Below are 23,623 nucleotides of genomic sequence, written 5' to 3'. Positions count from 1 at the left end.
AAAGGCGGACTGGTACGGGTCGGACCCATCGGTGGACAGGATCTCGGCGGTCTCGGAGTCACCGGCCGGTTCGGGTGAACGGTTCGACGATCCTCGTGTTGTCCCTGATCGTGGCCACAGCCCACCAGCTCGACGGCGCCTCCTGACACGTTGCCCGGCGTGGCCGCGGCGGGCCGCGATCCCCTACCAGAGATGATGGGCGGTATGCCGCTGCGTTTCGAGGAACTTGCCTGGCAACGCACCCCGATGGGCGAGATCAGCCTGCGCCGCCGACACGATCCGGTCGCCGATGCCGAGGTGTACGAGGTCAAGCTCGGCGACGAGTTCTTGATGTCCAGCCTCTTCACCGTCGCCGAGGTCGAACTCGCCCGCCGTGGCCTGGCCGCCATTGACGGCTACGACGCCTTGGACGTGGTCGTGGGCGGCCTCGGTCTGGGCTACACCGCGACCACGGCGTTGGCCGACCGACGGATCAGGTCACTGCTCGTCATTGACGCCATCGAAGAGGTCATCGCCTGGCACAGGCAGGGCTTGCTGCCATTCACCCCCGCCCTGGCCGCCGACCCCCGCTGCCGCCTGGTGCACGGTGACTTCTTCGCGCTGAGCGCGGCCTCCACCGGCTACCACCCGGACCACCCCGGCCAACCGGTGCACGCCGTGCTGGTCGACATCGACCACAGCCCACGACACCTGCTGCACCCGACGCATGCCCCGTTCTATACCCCGGAAGGTTTGCGCCGCCTGGCCGGGCATCTGCATCCGGGCGGCGTATTCGGCCTATGGTCCAACGACCCACCCGACGACGCCTTCACCGCCGTGCTGGCCGACGTCTTCGACACCGCACGCGCCGAGGTCGTGGAGTTCGACAACCCACTGCAACAGCGCACGTCCACCAACACCATCTACCTGGCACAGACCGGCTGACCGTCACTTCAGGCCTTCCAGGTGCAGTCCGCGCTTCGCGCCCACGACCGGGGCCGCTCGACGCCCCGCTGCCGCCATGCCGTCCGCCGTCGCCCACAAAGCGGCAACGACCTCGGCCCGTCGCCGGGAGCGCCAGCAGGGTGGCGAACCGCCGTCGGGGGCACCCTGGGCGGCCGGCGATCGGTGGGTAGCCGTCGAGCAGGTCGAGGGCGCGGCCAGACCGGCGCCGACCAGTGGCACGTGCTCGCCGACCCCGAAGGCAACGAGTTCTGCCTGCTCAAGGCCCGCCTCAGCCCGCTCTGACGGTCATGGCTTGCCTCGCCCCGCTCTGGCGGGTGGGCGCCCAGTCTTCACCGGCCGCGATGCCCCCGGGTTTCGCCGACGCTGAGCGCACGGGACCGCCGGCCGGAGCAGGGAAGCAGTCTCGGACAGAAACGCCGCGCCGGAGCTCACCTATTAGCGGCAACACCACAAGATTTGCCGCCAAATAATTCAGAGCCCAACTTGGCCGGGTGATTGCCCATCCATGCACGGATTTGTCGAACAATATCCCGGCGGCATTCCGGCGGGATTTCATATTTGCGCGGTTTCCCAAGCTATAGGCTTTAAACCGTGGCCGTAGTCTCCGTGCCGCGCACCAGGCTTCATTTCTATTGCAATGAATAACTTCTTGGTGTGGCCATAGTGCTCTTGAATGTCGACCGCCACTATGAAGGAGAAAGACGGTCGAGAGACGGGTGGCGAATCGTCCGCACACCTTCGCCCAGATCAAGAACGTGTGACCAGCAGCGCCACGAACTGCATGCCCGCGTTCGGAGTGCTCCTGCCTGAAGACCGTCGTGTCCACGCCATCAGAAGTGGAAGCGGAACGGACCACCTCAGTATCAGGGAATGGAGACACCATGTCGAAATTGCTGAAGTCATTGCTTGTGACGGGGGCGGCCCTGTCGATCCTCGCCGGCGGGTTGCCGGCTCTCGGGGCGCCGGCCGCGAGCACCTCTGCGCTGAGTGCGCCCCCGCCAGGGCGTATCACGATACGCCTGGTGACGGCCAACGGTTCGGGCTGTCCACTGGGTACCACGACGGTGGCGCCGTTCGCCGACAACGAGGGATTCACCGTCACGTACAGCAGCTACCTGGCGCAAGGCGGGGGCGGCGTCAGTCCCGCTGAGAACCGGAAGAACTGCCAGCTCGCAGTGGAGGCCCGGGTGCCGCAGGGCTTCACCTACGCCATCGCCGAGGTTACCTATCGCGGCTTCATGCAGCTGGAGCGGTACGCTACCGGGCTGCAGAAGGCGTCCTATTACTTCGCCGGCGACACGACCACGGCAGAGGTCCAGCGTTCGTTCAACGGACCGGTCACCGACAACTGGAACGTGACCCACCAGGCCAACACGTACGTGTGGGCCCCCTGTGCCACCACACGGAACATCAACATCAACAGCGAGCTTCGGGTGAGCGGCCGGTCGAGCACGCCGACCAGCATCATGACCATGGACTCCACAGACGCTTCGGTGAGCACGGTCTACCGCTTCGCCTGGCGGCAGTGCTGACCGTCGCGGCATTCACCGTGCACCGATTCCCGAAATGCAGCAGGAAATACGGATCACCTGCTGAAAATTGATTCCCTCCGTCGGCTCGGCGGTCTCCGCTGAGCTTTCAGGGCCGCGCCGGTAACCCGGTACGGATTCGTCTACCGCGGCCCCTCTTCCCAGACGGCCACCAGAGAACAGGATCGAAGTGATGAGGTCAGCGATCCGACACGCGGGCGTCGCCATGGCGCTCGCGGCGGGGGTACTCGTAGGAACTCCCGGCATCAGTCACGCCCAGGGCGCAACCGTGACCGGCCCCGGCTACCCGGTAGTCGGCCAAGGACCGGTGTCGTTGCCCTCCTTCAGCAGCAGTGTGACCCTCTCGACCTGGTCTTGGACCACGACAACCCTGTGCGGCACCAACGTCGGAGACGGTTACGGCCTGCTGCGGGTGCAGCAACTACGTCCCGCCGGCAGCGTCGAATTCATGGAGATCAGGCCGGGAACGACCACCTGTATCGAACGGTGGTGGTCGGGCGTCGACATCAACGCCATGAACGTCAGCTCCAGCCCGCTCACCGTGCGAACCTACTGACGGCGACATGGGCAGGAACGCTGCTCGGAGTCCGGCCGTCCTGATACTCGATCAGGGTTCCGGCGGGTGAGGCGCAAGCCCGCCGCCATAGGAGTCCCGTGATCCGCCGAGATCGAACAAAACGATCCCGGCGGATCCGGTGCCGCCGGTCATCCTGACATTCAGCGGCGACAACTGTCCCTAACTGTGCTGTCCAGGGACGTTGGTCAACCTGGTGATGGGTAGTAGGCCGCCGATCGCGGTGTGGGGCCGGTGGTAATTGTAGTGATGCAGGAAGGCCGGTAGGGCCTTCCTGCGGGCTTGCTCGGAGCCGTAGAACCGGGTGAAGGCCCAGCCGTCGGTCATCGTGCGGTGGAAGCGTTCCACCTTGCCATTGGTTTGCGGCCGGTAGGGACGGGTCTTCTTCGCCGTGATGCCCAGCTCGGTGCAGGCGTCGCGCCAGGCATACGACTTGTAGGCCGAGCCGTTGTCCGACAACACCCGCTCGACGGTGACACCACGAGCGGTGAACCAGGCGACGGCGTTGCGCAGCACGTCGATGGCGGTGGTGGTCTTCTCATCGTCGTGGATCTCGGCGTAGGCGACGCGGGAGTGGTCGTCGATGACGGTATGCACGAACGCCGTCCCGACGCGGGGTTTGTAGTCGAGGCCGTGCGAGCCGGGCAGTCGTTCACGCTTGGGACGCGCCGCCCAGGCGTAGCCTCGTCCGGGCATGCGAGCGCAACAGGACGGCACTCGCCGCTGCTGCCCGATGGGTGAGCCAGTCCGGTCGCACCGGATGCCCATCCGGGTGGGTGAACAGATACCCGTGGAAGCGCTGCCGGAGGTCCGCAAGGAGTTCTTCGGCGGTCGTGGAAGGTCGCTTCCGCGTGGCTGAAGGTTTCGACGAGCGCCTGTAGCGGATCGGGGTCGGTGGCGGCGAAGATGGCCGGGATTGCAAACGACGGCCGGTGGATGGGCGCCGCTTGGGCCGCGGCTTCGGCGGCGCGTTCCTCGGCGCTAGGTAGCCGAACTTTCTACGCCTCTTGATGCCAGTACGCCGCTATGTCGCTGGTCTGCCGCACGATCTCGTCCGGAGCCGGGTCGGCGGGCCACAGTGCCAGCAGGTACCGGTCGATCGTCGCCTCGTCCATCAACGTGTCCTGGCGGTGAGCCTCATCCATCCCGGTCGCGCAGAAGCGGGCGCGTAGGCTTCCCGCGGCCGGCAGCGTCACGTCGAACCCGTCTTGGAAGGACGACAGCCCGAGGTCTGTGCTCTCGGGACTGAAGGGCACCTCCACCACGTCTTCCCAGTCGGCGTCGAGTTCGGGTGCGGTGTCGTGCCACTGCACCACGAACGGAACCCGACCGGTGTGCAGCCCGGTGACCATCGACAGCACACCGGGCACCGCCGCGCCGCAGAGCCCGTTGCGCTGCCCTGCCCGGGTCTCCATCAGATCCGGCAGGTCCTCGACCGAGGACAGCCAGATGAAGCCGTAGTGGACAGGCATCTCGGCGTCGAAGAGGACTCTCACCGTTCACATCCTCCCTCCTGCCGACCGCCGACCAGCGGTATAGGCAGTAGCAATCAGGCGAACGGGCGCCGGCCCGCTGCACGGCGCAGCCTTCGCAGCCTCGCCAGGAGTCACGGATCAGTAAGTCCGTAGGACGCAGACGACCTTGCCGAGAACGACCGCATGGTCGCCGTCGATGACGTCGTAGTGCCGGTTGCGGGGTACGAGCTCGACGTGCCGGCCGCGGCGGCGGTACACCTTCACGGTGGCCTCGTCACCGAGCAGCGCCGCGACGATCTCCCCGTTCTCGACCGTGGGCTGCTGCCGCACGACGACCACGTCGCCGTCGCAGATCGCCGCCTCGATCATCGAGTCGCCGACGACCGTCAACGCGAACAAGGTGCCGTGACCGACCATCCGGGTCGGCACCGTCAGGTGGTCCTCGACGGCGTCGTCGGCGAGCAGCGGCGCACCGGCCGCGATGCGGCCCAGCAGCGGGATCGTCACGGCACTGTTGCCGCTGTGCGCCGGACCTGGCCGGCGGCGGTCGGTGAGGTCGAGGGCCCGGGGGCTGTTCGCCGCCCGGCGGATCAGGCCATGGCGCTCCAGCACTCCGAGCTGATATTTCACCGACGACGGGGAGGCCAGCCCGACCGCGTCGCCGATCTCCCGCACGCTGGGCGCATAGCCGTGCTGCGACACCCACTCGCGGACGAACGCCAGGATGCGCTGCTGACGTGCGCTGATTCGGGATTCGGGATCGTCGTCGGCGGTGCTCGTCGAAGTCACCACGTCACCATACCGGCGTTCGTACAGTTGTACTAGCATGCATGATCGCGGAGTGCCCGCTCCGAGCTGGGCCACACCGCGGTAGCGCGCGAAACGCACTACATAAGGCGCGTGGCCGGTCGCGTGTAACGCCCGCCACGACGAGATCGGGAGCAGCACATGAGCATCGCCGTGGAGAAGGTCGCCGACATCCGCCGGTCGATGACCGTACCGGCTGCCCGCGCCGGAGGCGACCCGCGGGCCGACCCGATCCGGCGGTGCCCGGCTCGATCGCGGCGCGGTGTCACCTACGATCTGGACCTCGCCGGCATCGAGGGCAGCCTGACCATCACCGAGCTGCCGGACGGTCGCCCCGGCGAGGTGTTCCTGCGGGTCAGCAAGCAGGGCTCGACCCTGTCCGGCCTATGTGAGGCGCTGTCCATGATGACCTCGCTGGCTTTGCAGCACGACGTGCCCTTGCGCGAGGTCGTGCGGGGCTTGCTCAACCAGCGATTCGAGCCGGCCGGGCACACCGCCGACCCGGACATTCCCACCTCGACGTCGTTGGTCGACTACATCGCCCGACGCCTCGCGGTCGACTACCTCAGCCCTCAGGAGCAAGCCGAGCTCGGTCTACACCCCTGACGCCGACTGGCCCGGCGCTCGAGAAAAGCAGCACGACGGACACGGACGCGGGTCCATGGGCCGAGCCGCCCGTCTGCCGGATCCGGGAATCGACACGGCCGTGTAGCGCTTCGCCGCATGCCCGGTGTTGGCTACAACAACCACCTCTGGGTTCTGGCACACGAAGTGGATGCCGTTGGTGATCTTGATGGCTACTCTGCCGCCGGCTGGAACATCTGTTGCAGTGGGGTGCGCGGGCGGCGGTTGCGTCCTGGCCGGTGTTGATCGAGTCGGATGATGTTGGCTGCTGCGGCGGTGAGGACGTGTTGCACGTGCGTTTTGGCGAGTCCGCGGTATCGGCACTGGCGTAGCCCGTGAGCGCGAACGGTTTCTGAGACCGTGGATTCAGCGCCTGCACGTAGGTGGTAACGCTTTTTCCAGTCCGCGGTTTTCTGCTGGGTTCGTGCCGTGTTCTGAATCTTCTGTAACGGCTCGGGGAGCAGGAGCAGATGCCGGCCTTTCCCATCGACGTTGCCCGTGCACTGCCGGCGAGCGGTGCAGGTGCGGCAGTCGGCTCGCCGAAACAGCACGGACAGGCGGGGCTTGCGATCTGCCAGAGTGGGCTTCCACGCCGGGCTGGTGGCTCCCTGCGGGCAGGTGACGGTGTGGTCCTGCCAGTTGACCTGGAAGTCCTCCTTAGCGAAGCCAGGTCGTTCGCCGGCGCGGGGATCCTCACGGACCGGACCGACAACCGTGATGTCGTGTTCGACTGCCGCCCGATGAATGACTTCCGGCGTGACATAACCACTATCGACCAAGTGCTCGGCGGGCGCGACCTTGTTCGTCGTCAACGCGGCGTGGATGGCGTCGACAGCGGTGATGTCCTGTTCGGGTGCCGGGGTCGTCACGACATGCACAATCAAATTCGGATTGTCGCCGCCGCAGGTTTCTGTTTGGTGATCCTTGTAGCCGACCCATTCGACCTTGCCCGGCTTATGACTGAACCGGGCCTCGGGGTCATGCGGGGAAACGATCTCCGCTGTTGACCACGGCACTCGAGCAGGCTCCGTATCGTCATCGTTGGTGGCGGTGTTGCGGCGGGCGGTGCCGTCACGGCTGCGACGCGCTCGCGACATCTTCGCGTCGCGCCAGCGCAGCGTGCCGGTCTCGTCGTACCAGTACTGCTGAATCCAGACCCGGCGAAGAACATCGACCGCCGGTTCCCGTGCCGCCTGCGCCGGAGCGGACCCGGCGTAGACAGCCTGCAGTAGCCATGCGCCGTCGGCGCCGACCTGCTCGACATAGGCGATGATCGCTTGCGCGCCGCCCGGTTGCCGTTCATGGCGCACCGAACGGCCGTAACGACCAGCCCAGTGTGCGGGCATGACTGCGGCCAACCACACCTCGTCGACCTTGGCCAACGCCTCCAGCGCGGCACGCATGGTCTCTGCCACCAACTCGACGCGGTTGAGCCGGCGCACCGCGGCCAGAACATGGGTGGAGTCAGTGCGTGCACGACCCCGGCGTTTCACCAGACCGGCTTCAGCCAGCCGATGGACCATCACCGCCAGCAGCCGGTCCGCCCGATCATCCACAGCGAGCCGGTCGCGGAACTCGCTGAGCACCGAGTGGTCGAACCCAGGCTCACTCAGCTCCATACCCAGGGCGTATTTCCAGTCGATCCGGCATGCCACCGCTCGAGCAGCCTGACGATCGGTCAGGTTTTCCGCGTACTGCAACACCGACACCAACGCCAACCGCGCAGGCGAAACCCCACGCCGCCCGTCCACCGGAAACCAGCCAGCGAAGTCGTCATCAATGAACAACTCCTGCAGCAGGTCCCGCACCCGCATCGCCGGCGTGCCCTTCGGGCTCGCCGCCCACGCAACCCGCGCCGTCTCCACAGGAATAGCCCTACCCGAGCCGCAACCCATCGACATCAGGCGATCACACCAGCAGGCCCACCCCCACCTCACCCGACACGCCGGACCCATCCAAGATCACCAACAGCATCCGAAGTGTGATCGTTCTTCCTGACGGCTCGCACCCGCTGAATGACGCGACGATCCAGCTACTGCCGGCTTGACCTGCTTCACAAGCGGGGTTGCTGTCCGGTCGACACCCAACCGCCATTCGGGGGAACGGGCCAGTCCGCCGACGATAATGATCTTATGTCTCAACCACTGCTACCAGCTGCGGCGTACCGCGAACACGCGATGGCCTGCTTGCGCACCGGCGACGGAGTCGGTGCTCATCGCTGGGCGAAGGGCTGGATCGGAGCGGGCGGCGGCCCACACCTCGATCCTTGGCTGGTGTACGTGGCTGACGCTCTGCTGCGTGGTCAGCCGCGCAACGCTGTTCACGCCGTCGACCTTGCTATCGGCGGGTGGCTGCCAGGTCCGCAAGATCGGGCCACAATGCTGTACATCCGTGGCGTCATCGTGTTCCGCCGTCTCGACGACCCGAGGACGGCACTTCGCGACTTTCAGCCGGCTCGCCCGGCCCTACCGGATTGGCTGGCACCCTTGGCCGAACCCGAGATCCATGCCTGCGAGAGCGCAGCGCCCCTGAGCCGCAAGCGCAAGCCTTCCGTGTCGACCGCGCGAGCATACCTGCCACCGCCGCACCCTCTTTCGACCCACAACAACGCCTACGAGCCCCGTTCTGATGGCGAGCCGCCCGACAACGGGCTCCGTACGTTGTTGAACGGCATGGGTATACGTCTCTGTTGACCAAGGAATGCCGACAGTGTCGTCGACCGGCCGACCACATTTCGGATGCTGTTGGTGATCTTGGATGGGTCCGGCGTGTCGGGTGAGGTGGGGGTGGGCCTGCTGGTGTGATCGCCTGATGTCGATGGGTTGCGGCTCGGGTAGGGCTATTCCTGTGGAGACGGCGCGGGTTGCGTGGGCGGCGAGCCCGAAGGGCACGCCGGCGATGCGGGTGCGGGACCTGCTGCAGGAGTTGTTCATTGATGACGACTTCGCTGGCTGGTTTCCGGTGGACGGGCGGCGTGGGGTTTCGCCTGCGCGGTTGGCGTTGGTGTCGGTGTTGCAGTACGCGGAAAACCTGACCGATCGTCAGGCTGCTCGAGCGGTGGCATGCCGGATCGACTGGAAATACGCCCTGGGTATGGAGCTGAGTGAGCCTGGGTTCGACCACTCGGTGCTCAGCGAGTTCCGCGACCGGCTCGCTGTGGATGATCGGGCGGACCGGCTGCTGGCGGTGATGGTCCATCGGCTGGCTGAAGCCGGTCTGGTGAAACGCCGGGGTCGTGCACGCACTGACTCCACCCATGTTCTGGCCGCGGTGCGCCGGCTCAACCGCGTCGAGTTGGTGGCAGAGACCATGCGTGCCGCGCTGGAGGCGTTGGCCAAGGTCGACGAGGTGTGGTTGGCCGCAGTCATGCCCGCACACTGGGCTGGTCGTTACGGCCGTTCGGTGCGCCATGAACGGCAACCGGGCGGCGCGCAAGCGATCATCGCCTATGTCGAGCAGGTCGGCGCCGACGGCGCATGGCTACTGCAGGCTGTCTACGCCGGGTCCGCTCCGGCGCAGGCGGCACGGGAACCGGCGGTCGATGTTCTTCGCCGGGTCTGGATTCAGCAGTACTGGTACGACGAGACCGGCACGCTGCGCTGGCGCGACGCGAAGATGTCGCGAGCGCGTCGCAGCCGTGACGGCACCGCCCGCCGCAACACCGCCACCAACGATGACGATACGGAGCCTGCTCGAGTGCCGTGGTCAACAGCGGAGATCGTTTCCCCGCATGACCCCGAGGCCCGGTTCAGTCATAAGCCGGGCAAGGTCGAATGGGTCGGCTACAAGGATCACCAAACAGAAACCTGCGGCGGCGACAATCCGAATTTGATTGTGCATGTCGTGACGACCCCGGCACCCGAACAGGACATCACCGCTGTCGACGCCATCCACGCCGCGTTGACGACGAACAAGGTCGCGCCCGCCGAGCACTTGGTCGATAGTGGTTATGTCACGCCGGAAGTCATTCATCGGGCGGCAGTCGAACACGACATCACGGTTGTCGGTCCGGTCCGTGAGGATCCCCGCGCCGGCGAACGACCTGGCTTCGCTAAGGAGGACTTCCAGGTCAACTGGCAGGACCACACCGTCACCTGCCCGCAGGGAGCCACCAGCCCGGCGTGGAAGCCCACTCTGGCAGATCGCAAGCCCCGCCTGTCCGTGCTGTTTCGGCGAGCCGACTGCCGCACCTGCACCGCTCGCCGGCAGTGCACGGGCAACGTCGATGGGAAAGGCCGGCATCTGCTCCTGCTCCCCGAGCCGTTACAGAAGATTCAGAACACGGCACGAACCCAGCAGAAAACCGCGGACTGGAAAAAGCGTTACCACCTACGTGCAGGCGCTGAATCCACGGTCTCAGAAACCGTTCGCGCTCACGGGCTACGCCAGTGCCGATACCGCGGACTCGCCAAAACGCACGTGCAACACGTCCTCACCGCCGCAGCAGCCAACATCATCCGACTCGATCAACACCGGCCAGGACGCAACCGCCGCCCGCGCACCCCACTGCAACAGATGTTCCAGCCGGCGGCAGAGTAGCCATCAAGATCACCAACGGCATCCATTTCGTGTGCCAGAACCGAGAACCGGCTCCATCTACGAACGGGTTTTGGCCCCACCCGGCTGCGCCGCGGACAGGTTTGGACGAGAACTGGCCCCGCCCGCGTCGCTATTCGGAACCCCGGAGGCGCTTACGCGCCGTGACGACAACGGCGCCAGGCGAGTGATCACCCAACGCAGCTGATCATGCCCGTCGCGGCATGACAGGACGCCCGGCATCTGCCGTCACGGTGTGCGGGTGAGCGCGCACGGACGGCGGCATGACTGGATGGGTCTGCGAGGATGCTCGGCCGTTTGGAGTGCCGGTGGAGTCACTGGTCGGGGGTGTCGTCGTCCTCGCCGTCGTCGTCCGGGTCGTCCTCGATGTAGCCGGTCACGGGATCCACCATGCCGAGGAAGGAGCGAATCGCCTCTACGTGCTGGGCTGTCGTGCTTCTGACGTGATCGGACCGTCGGCTGGTGAACCCGTAGCCCGGCGCAGGACCGGTGAGTCGCGTGTAGTGATAGGCGCCGGGCTGCGTCGGGTCGTACGCCACGTCGAAGACATCACCGTCGACCGTGAGGCGGAAACGGTCGGGGGACGGTTCGGTGTCGTTCGGGTTCATGGCGTCATTCAACCAAGGGTGGACACGCGCGCATCTACGTGCGCGCACGTTGAAGGTTAGAGCGGCGCGTACCGGTGGTCACCGCGGTAGTGGCTAACGCTCACGCTGCGCGGCAGAAGAATGCACTGCGCCACCTACCAGTCGCGCCACTCATCAGTTATCTCGCTTCGGTCGATTCGCGATCGAGAGGCCACAGCCTCCAGATGTGCACCTGCCTCGGGCTCGAGCAGCGATGGGCATATTGCCTGGACCTGCCGCATCCGTTCGGGGAGGGCTCGGCGGAGTCGCACGCGATCGCCGTCGACCCGGCCGGCGGCCGGCTGACGGGCCCGGCCGCCCTCGCGCTGGCGGGCACCCGGGCGTACGTGGGCACGGGCACGACCGTGACGGTGCTCGACGGCACCTCCCGCACCCGGCTCACGGCGCCGTCGCCGATCCGCGGCCTTGGTTTGAACGGCGACGCGAGCCTGCTCTATCTGGGCGCACCGACGAGATCCGCTGGTTCGATGCGATCTCGGGAGAACCGAGGAACCGGACGCCCCTCTCCGGCCTGACGCACCTGTGTCACCTAGTCAAGACAACCTGACTTAAGGGGATCACCCGATGTCCCGGGGCATCCCGGCGGCAAGACTGTCCACATGAAACTCGTCCTCGCCGCCGTCCTGGCGCTCAACGGCGCTCCCGCGCCCGCATCACCCGCATCCGTGCCGGCGGCGCCGCCGGCGCTCAGCCTGGGCGCTCCGACCGGTCCGCTGCCCGTAGGCGTCACCAGCATGCACCTGCGCGACGACTCTCGAGACGATCCCTGGGTTCCCGGACAGCGGCGCGAGCTCATGGTCTCGCTCTGGTACCCGGCGGCCGGCAAGGTGACCGCGACCGCTCCATATGTCACGCCCCGGGAATCGGAGCTGATCCTGCAGGGGTCCCAGCGAACGGACGTGCCGCCCGAGGCGCTCAGCACGGTGCGCACGAATGCCGGGGTCGACGCCGCACCACGGCCGGGGCGCGCCCCGCTGGTCGTGCTGTCGCCGGGCTTCACGCTGCCACGCTCGAGCCTGACCGGCCTCGCCGAAGATCTCGCCAGCCGGGGGTATGTCGTCGCCGGGATCGATCACACCTACGAGGCGTTCGCGGTCACGTTCCCCGACGGGCGGGTGACCACCTGCCTCGCGTGCGCGGCCGGCGACTATCCGAAGGTCGCGCGGGGCCGGGCCGCCGACGTCTCGTTTGTGCTGGACCGCCTGCTCGCTCGGTCCTCCGCCTGGCGCACCCGGCTGGACCCTCGGCGGATCGCCATGGTCGGGCACTCGATCGGAGGAGCGAGCGCGGTGGCCGCCATGCGGGCGGACCGGCGCATCGACGCGGGCGCGGATCTGGACGGCTCGCTCTTCGCGGCGCCGGCTGGTCTCGATCGACCGTTCCTGCTGCTCGGCAGCGCGGCCGAGCATTCCCCCGGCAAGGACGACTCGTGGGATCGAGGATGGGCGGAGCTGACCGGGTGGAAACGGTGGATCACCGTCTCCGGCGCCGGGCACTTCTCGTTCATCGACTATCCCGAGATCGCCGACCAGGCCACCGGCCCGTTGCCTGGCATGCTGCCGGGTGCCCGCGGCGCACAGATCACCAGCACGTACGTGGCCGCGTTCCTCGACCGGCACCTGCGGGGACTGCCGCGGCCGTTGCTCGACGGGCCGTGTCCCCGGTTCCCGGAGGTCGCCTTTCCCCACCCTGGGACATAGGCACACCTCAGGTGTGAGTAACGGAGTGTGACGGCCGGGACCGCCGCCTAGCGACCTGCCATGAGCGGAAGGTGCGGTGCTTCCGTGCCGGATGCCACCGCCGCCGAGACGCACCGGTTCGTCACGGAGTGTGGCGGCGCACTTCGAGCGCAGCGACTCAAGTGGGTCCAAGACTTCTTCGTGATCAAGGGTTTTGGTGATCGACGTGTGGAGCCGAAACTCACCCGTAGACGGGGCCAGAGGTGGGCTCTGGCTCTGGAACTGTGGAGCGTCCAGTTGCATGGCCGAGTCGTCTTGCGGCGGGCGAGCTCGAAACCTCTGCGCGTCGACGGTCGCGTTGCTTGTGCCGTCCTGAGCCACGCTCCATGATCACGGCAATGGGGAAACACAATGCTCGCCGGGATGGCACCGCGCTGGTTCAGCTCGCGGTGGTGCTTTCCCTGGTCGGATTTCTCTACGCCGTCAATATCTGGCTGACCCCACAGATACTGCGTTTGACCTGCCAAGCCACGGATTGTGCACCCCGCGCGGTGGCGATCGCAGGATGGGCCACGATCGCCGGTGTCCCTGCTGCGATCGGCCTCCTCCTGGTGGCAGACCGCCGCGCCGACGGATGGCGGTACTTGCTGACACTGGCGGTGGCGGCGTTGCTTGCTGCGCCGGGCGTCGGGTTGCTGCCGGACCCTCCCGACAGCGAGTTCGTGTGGGCCGCGTTCGGGGCCGCTCCCGGTCTGGACGCCTACCGTACAGGCGTGCACGTGGCGCGCCTGGCTTTCGGAGCCGGCGGGTTGCTGTATGCGGTCTGTCGGATACTCGTACTCCTCGACAGCTCGGCCGACTCCGCCCGACGCTTCACCCTGGCCGGCCGTGCAATTGTCGGCCTCGCCATTGTCGCGAGCTTGACCGCCGTGCTGGTCCGGCCCGCTACCTGATCAACCAGATGCGCTGCCTTCGGATGCCGGCATGGCGGTTGCCCGAAGGGCATTATCTGCGCTGATCGAGCGCCCCCGCTGAGTAGGTCCAGGGCGCGGTGTCGGGATTGCTCCCGGTCCGTTTCCCTGGACCTCTCGCCGAACCGGACGTGCGCCTCTCAACGCATCCGGCTCTCCACGGTCTCTGTCGTCAGGCGTTGACGGTCAGGGGCCAGGGGCTGGGGATCCTCGCTGCTCGCCACCGGTATCGTGTGATCGGGATAGCGGCGATGGGGCGAAGCTCGACGGTCCCGGCGCTGATCGGTAGCCATCTGCCGGTAGCAGTGGTGAATCGGCGTCGGACGTCCATCCATCTCCAGTGGTGCCGTGCGATCAGCATTCGGATGAGCCGTTTCCAGACGAAGGCGTCCAGCATGCTGAACAGGTTCTTCGCGACGGCGTGCCGGAAGTAGTTGGCCCAGCCGTGCATGACCTGGTTGATACGGGTCAGCATTGCTCCGAGGTCCCTTTGTGACAACCTGCGGGTCAGCGTGCGGATCTTCGCCTTCAGCGACTGGATCGGCCGCTTCGCGACGAAGGTATACACGTGCCACTTGTCCGTGCCTCGCTTGCGCCGCCACTGGATGTGAAAGCCCAGGAAGTCGAACCCGTCGCTCAGGTGCAGGACCCGCGTCTTGGCTGGTGACAGCTTCAACCCGAGTGGTGCCAGTACGGTCGCGACGTCCTCGTGCAACAGCTCCACGTGCTCCTGCGTCCCGTTGACGAGGACCACGAAATCGTCGGCGTAGCGGACCAGCCGCCACGTCGCCGCGTTCTGCCGGCGCTGCCGGGCCCGTCGATACTCGCTGCCCATCGTCCCGTCCGGTTTCCACGGCGCCATCAGATGCTCGTCGAGCACTGACAGCGCGATGTTGGCCAGGAGAGGCGACAGGATGCCACCCTGCGGGGTGCCGGTGAGCGTGTCCTGCGCGATGCCGAGTTCGGTGAGGATCCCGGCTTTGAGGAACGCTTTGACCAGCGCCAGTACGCGTTTGTCCTTGATCCGTGCTCGGACCCGGTCCATCAGAGCGGTGTGGCCGATCGAGTCGAAACACGCTTCGATGTCGGCGTCCAGCACCCACTGATAGCCGCGGGTGCCGTAGTACTGGATCTCGGCGATCGCGTCCTGAGCCCGCCGTTTGGGTCGGAACCCGTAGGAGACCGGCACGAAGTCGGCCTCGAAGATGGGTTCCAGTACGAGTTTCAAAGCGGCCTGAACGACCCGGTCCGCGATGGTGGGGATCCCCAGCTTGCGAACTTTGCCCGAGCCACCCGGTTTCGGGATCTTGCGTTCCCGCACCGGCAACGGCCGGAACGAGCCCGTCTTCAACTGGGCCCGCAGATCGTTCAGGAACCCGGGGACACCGATACGGTCCTCGACGTCGGCGACGGTCAGGCCGTCAACGCCGGGACTGCGGGCCCCGCGGTTGCCCGCGACCCGGTCGAACGCCATGACCAGCGTCGCCGGGTCGTGCACGAGGTTGAACAGGTCATCGAACCGGCGGTCAGGATCGGCCGCCGCCCAACGATGAAGCTTGGCCTGCATCTCCGCTACCCGATCTGCCGAACCCAGAACCCGTTCGGCCGGAGCATCGCCATTCGGCGACGCATCTTGCGGCATTGCAGCATCCTTCCCTTCTCGAAACCGCTGCCGCCCTTCGCCATGTGACCGGCTTTCCCGGCCTCGGACTACTACGGCGGCTCCGCCCCACCCGGCCCGTTCGACGGTCGTCGCGTCTATCCCGCCCGCCACGCTGGTCTGCGTGCTCGGCGGGAGGCTGACCGGATGGTTCCCGTGTTCACTGTGATTCGCTCGTCGAAGGAGGAGCCCGACTGTGTCCCAGCGGCATCGCCGTGAGTACGCCGCAGACCTTCCTCACGGCCTCCCGGACCGGCAAATGTAGACCTGCCCGGAAGTTCACCACCCGATTCGGATGGCTGCGCGCCGCACCCGGCCCATATCCACCAGGTTGGAGCCGGTGGCGCGGTTGAAGGACGTAAGACGCCGGTTCCTCGCGTACTCCTCTCCGACCTGCTCACCGGACCCGCACCATCTGGCAGTACTGGCACGTCCCGGCTTTGTCAGGGCTGCTCCCACCCTCCCCGGCAACACCCGGATCAGGCTGCCCTCAGCTCCTATCCACCTGCTGCGACAGGCAGACGGCGAAGGTCTCTCACCTCCACTCGAATCACAGCGCCTCACGGCGCAAACATTTCCTGTGCCAGAGCCCAGAGGTGGTTGTTGTAGCCACTCGCCTCCACCGCGACGATCGTCGGTATGCCTGCCGGACCGGTCATCGCCGCCGGCGCGGGCCTGGTCGCGGCGGGGGCGATCATCGCCGGTGCGGAGATCCTGAAGTCGGTCTGCGCGTCGGCCAACACCACCCTGCGGCAGAAACTCGCCGACAACTCCGGCTTCCACCAGGGCCACTGGCCGCCGGCCGCGACGGCCTGACGACATGATTAGCTCACCGAGCGAGGATCGACGCAGCTTTGGCCTTGCGTCGCCGACCGCGGTCCTGATGCTGGTCGACGCCGCGCTGGCCGCGCTCGGCCTGATGGTGTGGAACGCGCACCGTCAGGGTTCCCTGAGCGGCGCGGAATCGGCCACCTTCGTCCTAGTCGGCGCATCAAGGCGCAGTCGGAGTGATGGTGTTGCTGTTCGCCCTGACCGCGTTCGTGCGCGGAAATCGGGGTCGCAGTGTCGCCCGGTTCGGAGCAGCGCTGGCCTGGCTGCGACTCGGCCTGGTGGCCAGCGCGGTGTGGATAATCGCGGCGTCGCTCGGGCCCTCCGCGATCGCCGGGACACTCGAGACCTCCGGCGCCGTCGCCGCCGTGATCGACGCACTGGCCGCGGTGTTCGTCACCGGCGTGGCGGTCCGCCGCACCCGTCATGGGTAAGCCGATCGCGCCAGTGGCCGGCGTGTTCTGCGTGGTGTTCGCCGTGCTCGTCGCCGTCGTCGGCGTCTACGGCGTCCGGCGGCAGCGCCGGGGACCTGCAACGAATGCGGCAATGGGCCGATCACAACGGGTGGACGCTCATGGCACAAACCCAGGCCGCATGGGCGGCCCAGACCTCCGCCGGCACCGCCGCACACCCGGCGACCGGCGACCGGCGACCGGCGACCGGCGACCGGCGACCGGCGACCGGCGAGAACACCACTACAACGCCCACATCCTCGGCGACCGCCGCACCGTAACAGCCCGGATCACCCGCGATCGCTCCATCGCCGGCAGTCAGGTCTGCGCGCTCACCCTTCACCCCGCTGTCGAGGCGCCACAAGGCAACGCCGTAACCGACCTCGATCCGGCCGACCGACAACTCCGGTTCCTCGTCCCGCAGCAAGGCGGCCGGAACCGCGGGCACTGCCACCGTGGCACCGACACCGATCAGCAGGCCCACCGCAGCCAAGGCATTGCGTTCCGACCTCACCCGCCCACTCTCCCAGTTGTGCACAGTGCCTGTGCCGCATCGGTGAGCATCCTACGTACACGCGGCCTCGCACCGGAGACCATCTACGGCCTCGCACCGGAGACCCTCTATCGGCGCCACAACGAATGTCCAGCAGTCCAGGGCCGTCCGCGTCCTGGTCGACCACCGCGATGACCTGGTCGGCAAGCGCACCCGAATGATCAACCGACTGCGCTGGCACCTGCACGATCTCGATCCGAGCCTCGCGCCTACCGCACGCACCCTCAAGCACGCCGCCACCCGTCACCGGCTCGTCGCCCGGCTGCAGGGCTTGCCAGCCAGCACCGTCAGGAGGATCGCGCTCGCACAACTCGCCCACATCGAGGCGCTCTCTACCGAGATCCAAGCCGTCGAAGACGAGCTGAAACCGCACGTCGAAGCCTTGGCGCCCAACCTCATGGCGCTGCTCGGCGTCGGCATGCTCACCGCCGCGAAGATCCTCGGAGAGGTCGGTGACGTCGCCCGATTCCGCGGTCCTGCGACGTTCGCCCGCCACAACGGCACCGCCCCGATCCCGGTCTGGAGCGCCAACGAAGGCCGCCAACGACTCAACCGAGGCGGCAACAGACAGCTCAACGTCGCCCGGCACCGCATCGCCATCACTCAAGCCCGCCTGCACCAAGGCGCGAAAGACCTCCTCGAACGGCGCAAGCAGACCACCCACGACACAGCCAAAGACAGCCTCAGAGTCCTGAAACGGCACCTCTCTGACGTGGTCTACCGACGCTTCAGCTCGACCACGCTCAGCATTCCTCAGTACCCGGCCCCGCCACCGGTTGACATAGGAGCGTCAAAATGCTCAAACGACAGATGTACAGCCGAGCTGGCTTCGACCTACTCCGCAAACGGGTTCTGCTCGCCTCCTAGAAGCGGGCAGCACCTGTGGACGATCGGGCGTCAGCACCGCGGTCGACACACTCGTCGGCACTGCCTCAATCGGCTCTATACCAATTCTGCACCATCGATGTATGTCAAACCCATAGCGGGGTCGCATCGTCGGGCTTGAATGAGGTATTAGTGTCCCCGCCATGACTGATGACGCACTGGCCCAGGAATTGATCGATATGACGGAGCAGGACCGGAAGCTGCAAAGCGGCGCCCTCAGCGACGACTTCACCGCGCAACTGGCGCATCGCCGCGTCACCGTCCACAACGGTGATCGGCTGGCCAAGATCCTGGACAACCACGGATGGCCGACGATCAGTTCAGTCGGTGTCGAGGCGGCGCGCCGGGCCTGGTTGGTGGCCCAGCACGCCGACGGGCAGCTGGACCTGCAACGAAAAGCACTGACGCTGATGACCCAAGCCGTGGAAGCGGGTGACGCAGACCCGCAGCATCTTGCGATGCTCCGGGACCGAGTCATGGTCAACGAGGGACGACGACAGATCTACGGCACCCAGATCGCCGGCGTCGTTGACGGCGCACCGGTGCCGTGGCCATGCGAAGACCCGGAGCGCATGGATGAGCGGCGGGCAGAGGTAGGACTGGATCCATTTCTCGTACACGTCACCAAGCACGCGCCCGCCTGATCGTCCTCTACTAGCACAGACAAACCCGCGGGGCACCCGCGGTCCTCGATATGCGTAAGCGAAGGACTGTTCGAAGCGAAGCGAGCTTGCTTGCCCGTTGATCTGAAGATCAATCACTCTTCACGGGACAGAACCTGATACTCGCTGGCGAAATCAGTGCTGCAGGGACCACGATCGGCTCCTCACCCGAATACCGCTGGACAGGCTCGAGGGTGCCAGGCGGGTATGACGACTTCGGCCGCGCGCAGGGCGAAGGACGGTGACGCCACTCGATCGGATGAGGTGGCCCTGCGGACCTCAAGCGGAAAGCCTTGTCATGGCGGTGATCCGGCACGGTCAGCGATTGACTCGCGGCGACGGAGCCGTGACATCGTGGTGACTTATCCAGGTTGATGGATTGCCTGTGCTGGGCGCGACGACGGACGGGTAGCGAGTGACTATCGGCGAGCAAGGTGTCGGCGGCTCCGGCGAAGCAGCGGACGGCCCGTCTGCCGCGGCGTCAAGCCGCGGGCCTGCGCAGGTGCGGGAGGTTGTCGCCGCGCTGGCCCGGCAGATGTGGCGGCAAGCTCGCGATCGCGAGCAGCAGGGCTGGCCGCCGTGGTGGCTGTCGTTGCTGGCCGTTCTGGTTGTGGCGGCGCTCGCCTGGCTCGTGGTGGCGCTGCTCTGGGCGGTGATGCAGTGGGTGGGTGCCGGGGTTGTCCACCTGGCGGCCCGGACCCACGACCAGGCGTACGCCCAGGTGGTGCTCGCCCCGATACGCGGGTACCTGACCACCCACGCCACCGGCCTGCCGGTCGACGCCACCGTGCTGTGGTGGGCCTGGTGTTCTGCCGGCGGGGTGCTGCTGCTGTTCAGCCTGCTGGGCTCGGCGGGGGCCCGGGTCGGCTGGGCTCTGTACGGGGCCGTCAGCACGGCGATGGTCGCCGCCGGCAGGGCCGGTGCGGGTCGGTGGATCGCCGCCGGTATCTGTGCCTGTGGTGGTTACTGCTGTCCATACCGGCCTTGTGGCGGCGGCGTCCGCGGCAGCTGGTGGTGCCGGTCAGGCCACCCTCCGCGCCGGCCCCGGCGGCCGCTGCGGCCCCGCAGGCCCTGGTCAGCGATCCGCCGGATCACACCCACCGCGGACGCGGGATCCCGACGGGCCTCGACCACCAACCGGGTCGCACGCTCACGCAGCTCATCGGGGTACTTCTTCGGTGCGGGCATCGCTGGTGTTCCTCCCAGGTTTCGATGTCTCCATCAAACCCGGGTGCGAGACAGACTGCTACGAATACCACCTCTGGTTGCTGTTGCCGAGGCAGGTGTAGACGTAGGCGTAGAGGCCCAGACCTCCGTCCGAGTGGTCCAGGCACTTCCCGCTGTAGACGTTGACAATCTCCCACCCGAGACTTGTGGCACGCGTGTACCAGCTCTGGTTGCTGCGACCGTTGCAGGTGTAGACGTAGGCGTAGAGGCCGAGGCCTCCGTCCGAGTGGTCCAGGCACTTCCCACTGAAGCTGTTCCGGAGGGTGCTACCGGACCAATACCAGCTCTGGTTGCTGTTGCCGAGGCAGGTGTAGACGTAGGCGTAGAGGCCCAGGCCTCCGTCCGAGTGGTCCAGGCACTTCCCACTGAAGGCGTTGTAGATCGGCACGCCGACGACGCTCGCCTTGCCGGCTGTTGCCATCTGTGCCCCAACGCCGGGCGGCCGGTTCGGTAGCCGTCGGGCGGCCGGCGACGACGCAGATACCGGCGAGGCGGTGGTTGCCATCTGCCCCGCGGGACTGTCCGAGGGCGGGCTTGCACCAGCCGGCGTGGCGGCAGCCGCCGGTTGCGCCGCCAGCAGTATGACGGCCAGACTGGCTGCGACAGCGCCGATGATCTTGAGTCTCTTCATCGTTTCTCCGTTTCTTCGGTGGAGCCTTGTACGGCCCGTGAGGTTTGTGTCCACTGAGTGTTGGGCGTCGATTTCCGGCGAGGGTGGAGTTTGGACGAATTTGGACGCCGGCCTTCGGCGCCATCACCGAACGAGTCCGTTATAGGGCAGATGGCGTGAAGTGTCTGATGGGCGACCGCCGTCGGTGGTGAGGTCGCTAGCCTCGAACACTGAGACATCGACCTGAATCATGGGGGCGGGCATGCCGCTGTCCGGGGACCCGGTGACCGCGCGGGCGGAGGTGTTTACGGCACTGCCCGACCCGGGGCAGGCGAATAGCGTCGCCGATCTGGTCGAGCGGCTGCGCTTGTTGAAGGTCTGGGCCGGTGATCCCTCGTACGAGACGATCAAGGACCGGGTCAACAAGGCGTGGACGGCGGCGGGCCGGCCGGCCGGTGAGCTGACGCGCAGGTCCACCGTCGCGTATTGCTTCCGGCCTGGCCGGCGACGCCTGGACATCGACCTGGTGCTCGCGGTGGTCGAGGCGCTGCACCCCGACACCGGCTATGTGACGCAGTGGCGTCAGGCGCTGCGTGTCGTTGGTGGGGAGATTGAGGCGGTGTCGCAGGTTCGGGTGCAGGACAGCCTGCCGCAGGATTTGGCCGGGTTCACCGGCCGCATCGGCGAACTCGACCGGCTCCGCGACGCGGCACTGGACGGGGAGGCGGTGGTGATCTCCGCGATCGAGGGGATGGCCGGGGTCGGCAAGACCCAACTCGCCGTCCACGCCGGACACCTGCTCCACCAGCGGCAGCCCTTCGACCGGGTGTTGTTCGTCAACCTGCGTGGCTTCGATCCCGACCCGGCGCAGCCGCCGGCCGACCCGGCCGCGGTCCTGGACGGGTTCCTGCGCCTGCTCGGGATGCCCGGCCAGCAGATCCCCCACACCATGGCTGCCCGCGCCGCCGCCTACCGCGACCGCCTCGCCGGCACCCGCGCCCTGGTGGTGCTGGACAACGCCGCCACCACCGAACAGGTCCGCCCGCTGCTACCGGCCACACCGGGTTGCCTCATCCTCGTGACCAGCCGGCGCCGTCTGGACGACCTGCATCCCGCAACCCACCTGTCCGTGGACGTGTTCACTCCTGGCGAGGCCCTGGCACTCCTCACCCGCACCCTCTCCGAGGTTCCCCTTGGCCCAGACCCACACGCTTCGGCCCGGATCGCCCGGCGCTGCGGCTACCTGCCTCTGGCCTTGAGCCTGATCACCGGGCACATTCGCAACACACCAGGCTGGACGTTGACCGACCATGCTGACCGGCTCGACGAACGCCACCACGATCGGCGCTTGGACACCGGCGTCGAACTCGCTCTCCACCTGTCCTACCAACACCTGCGCGCCGACCAACGACGCCTGCTGCGCCTGCTCGCCTTGCACCCCGGCCAGGACTTCGACGCCTATGCCGCCGCGGCCCTGGCCGACACCGACCTGGCCACCGGCCAAGCACTCCTGGAGAGCCTGCACCGCGATCACCTGCTGCAGCAGGCCGCACCGGGCCGATATACCTTCCACGACCTGATCCGCGCATACGCCACCATCCGAGCCACCGACGAAGACCCACCATCCGAACGCCGTGCCGCCCTGACCTGCCTGTTCGACCACTACCTGGTCACCGCCGCTGCCGCTATGACCACGCTGTACTCCGCCGAGTCCCGCCTTCGCCTCCGGATCCCCGTGACCAGCACTCGCACCCCAGACCTGAGCGACCCGGACACCGCCCTCGGCTGGCTGGACATCGAACGGCCCACTCTGGTTGCCGTCGCCGCGCACACCGCTACCAACGGATGGCCCACCCACACCATCGGGCTTTCCCGCACCTTGTACCGCTATCTTTCCGGCGGCCACTACACCGACGCCGTGACCGTGCACGGTCACGCACACCACGCCGTTCTACACACCGGCGACGCGACCGGACACGCCCACGCCTTGAATGATCTCGGCGTCGCTCTCTGGCGGCTGGGCCGGTACGGGCAGGGTACGGCGCATCTCCAGCAGGCCCTGGCTCTGTTCCGGCAGGCCGGCGACCCGCACGGCCAGGCTCGCACGCTGAACGATCTCGGCATCACTGCGCACGGTGAGTGCCATTTGCAGGCGGCTGCCGACTACTTCACGCAGGCCGTACCCCTGTACCGGCAGGCAGGCGACCGCAGCGGCGAAGCCCGCGGGCTGACCGGTCTCGGTACCGTGGAGGCGCTGCTGGGCCGTCACCGGAAGGCCATTGACTACTTCGAGCAGGCCCTACTCCTGCACGGGCAGACCAGCGATCGGGACGGCGTAGCTTACGCACTGGTTCACCTCGGTGAGGTCGAGGTCCGGGCGGGTCGATACGGGCCGGCTGGCGACCACTTACTGCAGGCTTCGACCCTGTACCGGCAACTGGGCAACCGCACCGGAGAATTGGCCGCGCTGGACAATCTCGGCGTCCTGCATACCCGCCTCGGCAGGCCCACCCAGGCCGCCGAATACCACCAACAGGCCCTTACCGGCTTCCGCGAGACCGGCTTCCGAGGGTGCGAACCGTGGTCGCTCAATGGCCTTGGCGAGGCCGCCCACGCTGTCGGCCGCCCCGCCGACGCCCTTGCCCACCACACCGCCGCCCACACCATCGCCGCCGAAGCCGGGGGCCGGGACCAGCAGGCTCGCGCCCTCACCGGCCTCGGCCACGCCCACGAGGCGCTCGGCAACCTCGACCTCGCGCGCGAGCACTACCGGCACGCCCTGTTGCTCTGGACCGATCTCGGCCTGCCCGAGGCCGACCAAGTCCGGGTGCGCCTCAGCACCCTCGCCACCAGTTCCAACGGTGCAGCCGGGTTTTCGGGTTCCCTTCAGGAAAGGCACCTTCTGTGAAGGCAACCG

General features: G+C 67.1%; 23 protein-coding genes and 1 pseudogene. 15 read left to right on the top strand and 9 right to left on the bottom strand.

What is annotated here, in order from left to right; translation table 11 throughout:
- The first annotated feature begins 204 nt into the window (after positions 1-204).
- The 4 genes from EDD30_RS32545 to EDD30_RS38525 all read left to right on the top strand — a co-directional run bounded on the left by EDD30_RS32545 (position 205) and on the right by EDD30_RS38525 (position 3,051).
- Positions 205-924 (top strand): polyamine aminopropyltransferase, encoded by a 720-nt coding sequence (locus EDD30_RS32545; RefSeq protein ID WP_071808028.1) that lies wholly within the window; start codon positions 205-207, stop codon positions 922-924.
- A 183-nt stretch (positions 925-1,107) separates the two neighbouring features.
- A complete protein-coding gene (locus EDD30_RS41630) occupies positions 1,108-1,227 on the top strand; it encodes a VOC family protein (RefSeq protein WP_280526184.1) in 120 nt (39 codons plus the stop codon).
- A gap of 599 nt (positions 1,228-1,826) precedes the next feature.
- Positions 1,827-2,477, top strand: a complete 651-nt coding sequence (locus tag EDD30_RS32535; RefSeq protein ID WP_071808027.1) for a DUF4360 domain-containing protein — start codon at positions 1,827-1,829, stop codon at positions 2,475-2,477.
- A gap of 190 nt (positions 2,478-2,667) precedes the next feature.
- The gene (locus tag EDD30_RS38525; RefSeq protein WP_143162885.1) at positions 2,668-3,051 is read left to right on the top strand and encodes a hypothetical protein; all 384 of its coding nucleotides are present in this window, start codon (positions 2,668-2,670) and stop codon (positions 3,049-3,051) included.
- Between the two features lie 180 nt (positions 3,052-3,231).
- Here EDD30_RS38525 and EDD30_RS32525 read toward each other — a convergent pair.
- The 3 genes and pseudogenes from EDD30_RS32525 to lexA form a co-directional block, all read right to left on the bottom strand.
- A pseudogene (locus tag EDD30_RS32525) lies at positions 3,232-3,687 on the bottom strand (integrase core domain-containing protein); the annotation flags it as partial.
- A gap of 380 nt (positions 3,688-4,067) precedes the next feature.
- Positions 4,068-4,565 carry a hypothetical protein gene (locus EDD30_RS32515; RefSeq protein ID WP_071808025.1) on the bottom strand — a complete coding sequence of 166 codons (498 nt, stop codon included), beginning with the start codon at positions 4,563-4,565 and terminating at the stop codon, positions 4,068-4,070.
- Positions 4,566-4,682: 117 nt separating this feature from the next.
- Positions 4,683-5,333 (bottom strand): transcriptional repressor LexA, encoded by a 651-nt coding sequence (lexA, locus tag EDD30_RS32510; protein WP_244945482.1) that lies wholly within the window; start codon positions 5,331-5,333, stop codon positions 4,683-4,685.
- Between the two features lie 159 nt (positions 5,334-5,492).
- Between lexA and EDD30_RS32505 the strand changes: the two genes are divergently transcribed.
- Positions 5,493-5,957 carry a TSCPD domain-containing protein gene (locus EDD30_RS32505; protein ID WP_071808023.1) on the top strand — a complete coding sequence of 155 codons (465 nt, stop codon included), beginning with the start codon at positions 5,493-5,495 and terminating at the stop codon, positions 5,955-5,957.
- A 191-nt stretch (positions 5,958-6,148) separates the two neighbouring features.
- Here EDD30_RS32505 and EDD30_RS32500 read toward each other — a convergent pair whose 3' ends face one another.
- A complete protein-coding gene (locus EDD30_RS32500; protein WP_211277914.1) occupies positions 6,149-7,840 on the bottom strand; it encodes an IS1182 family transposase in 1,692 nt (563 codons plus the stop codon).
- Positions 7,841-8,107: 267 nt separating this feature from the next.
- Here EDD30_RS32500 and EDD30_RS38520 point away from each other — a divergent pair, with 267 nt between their 5' ends.
- A complete protein-coding gene (locus EDD30_RS38520; RefSeq protein WP_143162551.1) occupies positions 8,108-8,668 on the top strand; it encodes a hypothetical protein in 561 nt (186 codons plus the stop codon).
- 154 nt (positions 8,669-8,822) lie between these two features.
- On the top strand, positions 8,823-10,514 hold the full coding sequence (locus EDD30_RS32495; protein ID WP_211277914.1) for an IS1182 family transposase: 1,692 nt from the start codon (positions 8,823-8,825) through the stop codon (positions 10,512-10,514).
- A gap of 332 nt (positions 10,515-10,846) precedes the next feature.
- Here EDD30_RS32495 and EDD30_RS32490 read toward each other — a convergent pair whose 3' ends face one another.
- Positions 10,847-11,140: a hypothetical protein gene (locus EDD30_RS32490; RefSeq protein WP_071803671.1), complete on the bottom strand. Its 294-nt coding sequence runs from the start codon at positions 11,138-11,140 to the stop codon at positions 10,847-10,849.
- 203 nt (positions 11,141-11,343) lie between these two features.
- Between EDD30_RS32490 and EDD30_RS32485 the strand changes: the two genes are divergently transcribed.
- The 3 genes from EDD30_RS32485 (at position 11,344) to EDD30_RS32475 (ending at position 13,811) form a co-directional block, all read left to right on the top strand.
- Positions 11,344-11,694, top strand: a complete 351-nt coding sequence (locus EDD30_RS32485; protein ID WP_071803670.1) for a hypothetical protein — start codon at positions 11,344-11,346, stop codon at positions 11,692-11,694.
- Between the two features lie 84 nt (positions 11,695-11,778).
- The gene (locus tag EDD30_RS32480; RefSeq protein ID WP_071803669.1) at positions 11,779-12,879 is read left to right on the top strand and encodes an alpha/beta hydrolase family protein; all 1,101 of its coding nucleotides are present in this window, start codon (positions 11,779-11,781) and stop codon (positions 12,877-12,879) included.
- Positions 12,880-13,244: 365 nt separating this feature from the next.
- Positions 13,245-13,811 carry a hypothetical protein gene (locus EDD30_RS32475; protein ID WP_071803668.1) on the top strand — a complete coding sequence of 189 codons (567 nt, stop codon included), beginning with the start codon at positions 13,245-13,247 and terminating at the stop codon, positions 13,809-13,811.
- A gap of 190 nt (positions 13,812-14,001) precedes the next feature.
- On the opposite strand, the gene ltrA is transcribed toward EDD30_RS32475, so the two are convergent.
- Positions 14,002-15,603, bottom strand: coding sequence for a group II intron reverse transcriptase/maturase (ltrA, locus tag EDD30_RS32470; protein ID WP_244945481.1), 1,602 nt, complete (start codon positions 15,601-15,603; stop codon positions 14,002-14,004).
- 525 nt (positions 15,604-16,128) lie between these two features.
- Here ltrA and EDD30_RS39470 point away from each other — a divergent pair.
- Both EDD30_RS39470 and EDD30_RS32465 read left to right on the top strand, forming a co-directional pair.
- Positions 16,129-16,305, top strand: coding sequence for a hypothetical protein (locus tag EDD30_RS39470; RefSeq protein ID WP_170047155.1), 177 nt, complete (start codon positions 16,129-16,131; stop codon positions 16,303-16,305).
- 194 nt (positions 16,306-16,499) lie between these two features.
- Positions 16,500-16,751 carry a hypothetical protein gene (locus tag EDD30_RS32465; RefSeq protein ID WP_071803666.1) on the top strand — a complete coding sequence of 84 codons (252 nt, stop codon included), beginning with the start codon at positions 16,500-16,502 and terminating at the stop codon, positions 16,749-16,751.
- Between the two features lie 121 nt (positions 16,752-16,872).
- On the opposite strand, the gene EDD30_RS32460 is transcribed toward EDD30_RS32465, so the two are convergent.
- Positions 16,873-17,283 (bottom strand): hypothetical protein, encoded by a 411-nt coding sequence (locus EDD30_RS32460; protein ID WP_143162577.1) that lies wholly within the window; start codon positions 17,281-17,283, stop codon positions 16,873-16,875.
- A gap of 196 nt (positions 17,284-17,479) precedes the next feature.
- Here EDD30_RS32460 and EDD30_RS32455 point away from each other — a divergent pair, with 196 nt between their 5' ends.
- Together EDD30_RS32455 and EDD30_RS32450 are read left to right on the top strand one after the other, a co-directional pair.
- Positions 17,480-18,328 carry a transposase gene (locus EDD30_RS32455; protein WP_123678639.1) on the top strand — a complete coding sequence of 283 codons (849 nt, stop codon included), beginning with the start codon at positions 17,480-17,482 and terminating at the stop codon, positions 18,326-18,328.
- A 22-nt stretch (positions 18,329-18,350) separates the two neighbouring features.
- Positions 18,351-18,851 carry a DUF6624 domain-containing protein gene (locus EDD30_RS32450; RefSeq protein WP_071809467.1) on the top strand — a complete coding sequence of 167 codons (501 nt, stop codon included), beginning with the start codon at positions 18,351-18,353 and terminating at the stop codon, positions 18,849-18,851.
- A 499-nt stretch (positions 18,852-19,350) separates the two neighbouring features.
- On the opposite strand, the gene EDD30_RS38515 is transcribed toward EDD30_RS32450, so the two are convergent.
- Complete coding sequence (locus tag EDD30_RS38515) at positions 19,351-19,629, bottom strand: hypothetical protein (RefSeq protein ID WP_143162716.1); 279 nt, start codon at positions 19,627-19,629, stop codon at positions 19,351-19,353.
- A 486-nt stretch (positions 19,630-20,115) separates the two neighbouring features.
- Positions 20,116-20,517 (bottom strand): RICIN domain-containing protein, encoded by a 402-nt coding sequence (locus EDD30_RS32440; RefSeq protein ID WP_071806071.1) that lies wholly within the window; start codon positions 20,515-20,517, stop codon positions 20,116-20,118.
- Positions 20,518-20,968: 451 nt separating this feature from the next.
- Between EDD30_RS32440 and EDD30_RS32435 the strand changes: the two genes are divergently transcribed.
- Positions 20,969-23,614 carry a tetratricopeptide repeat protein gene (locus EDD30_RS32435; protein ID WP_084556460.1) on the top strand — a complete coding sequence of 882 codons (2,646 nt, stop codon included), beginning with the start codon at positions 20,969-20,971 and terminating at the stop codon, positions 23,612-23,614.
- Positions 23,615-23,623 lie beyond the last annotated feature (9 nt).

The sequence above is a fragment of the Couchioplanes caeruleus genome, from assembly GCF_003751945.1.
Taxonomy (GTDB): Bacteria; Actinomycetota; Actinomycetes; order Mycobacteriales; family Micromonosporaceae; genus Actinoplanes; species Actinoplanes caeruleus.
The sequence above is the reverse complement of the archived record's forward strand: the minus strand, read 5'-3'. Positions and strand labels throughout refer to the sequence as shown.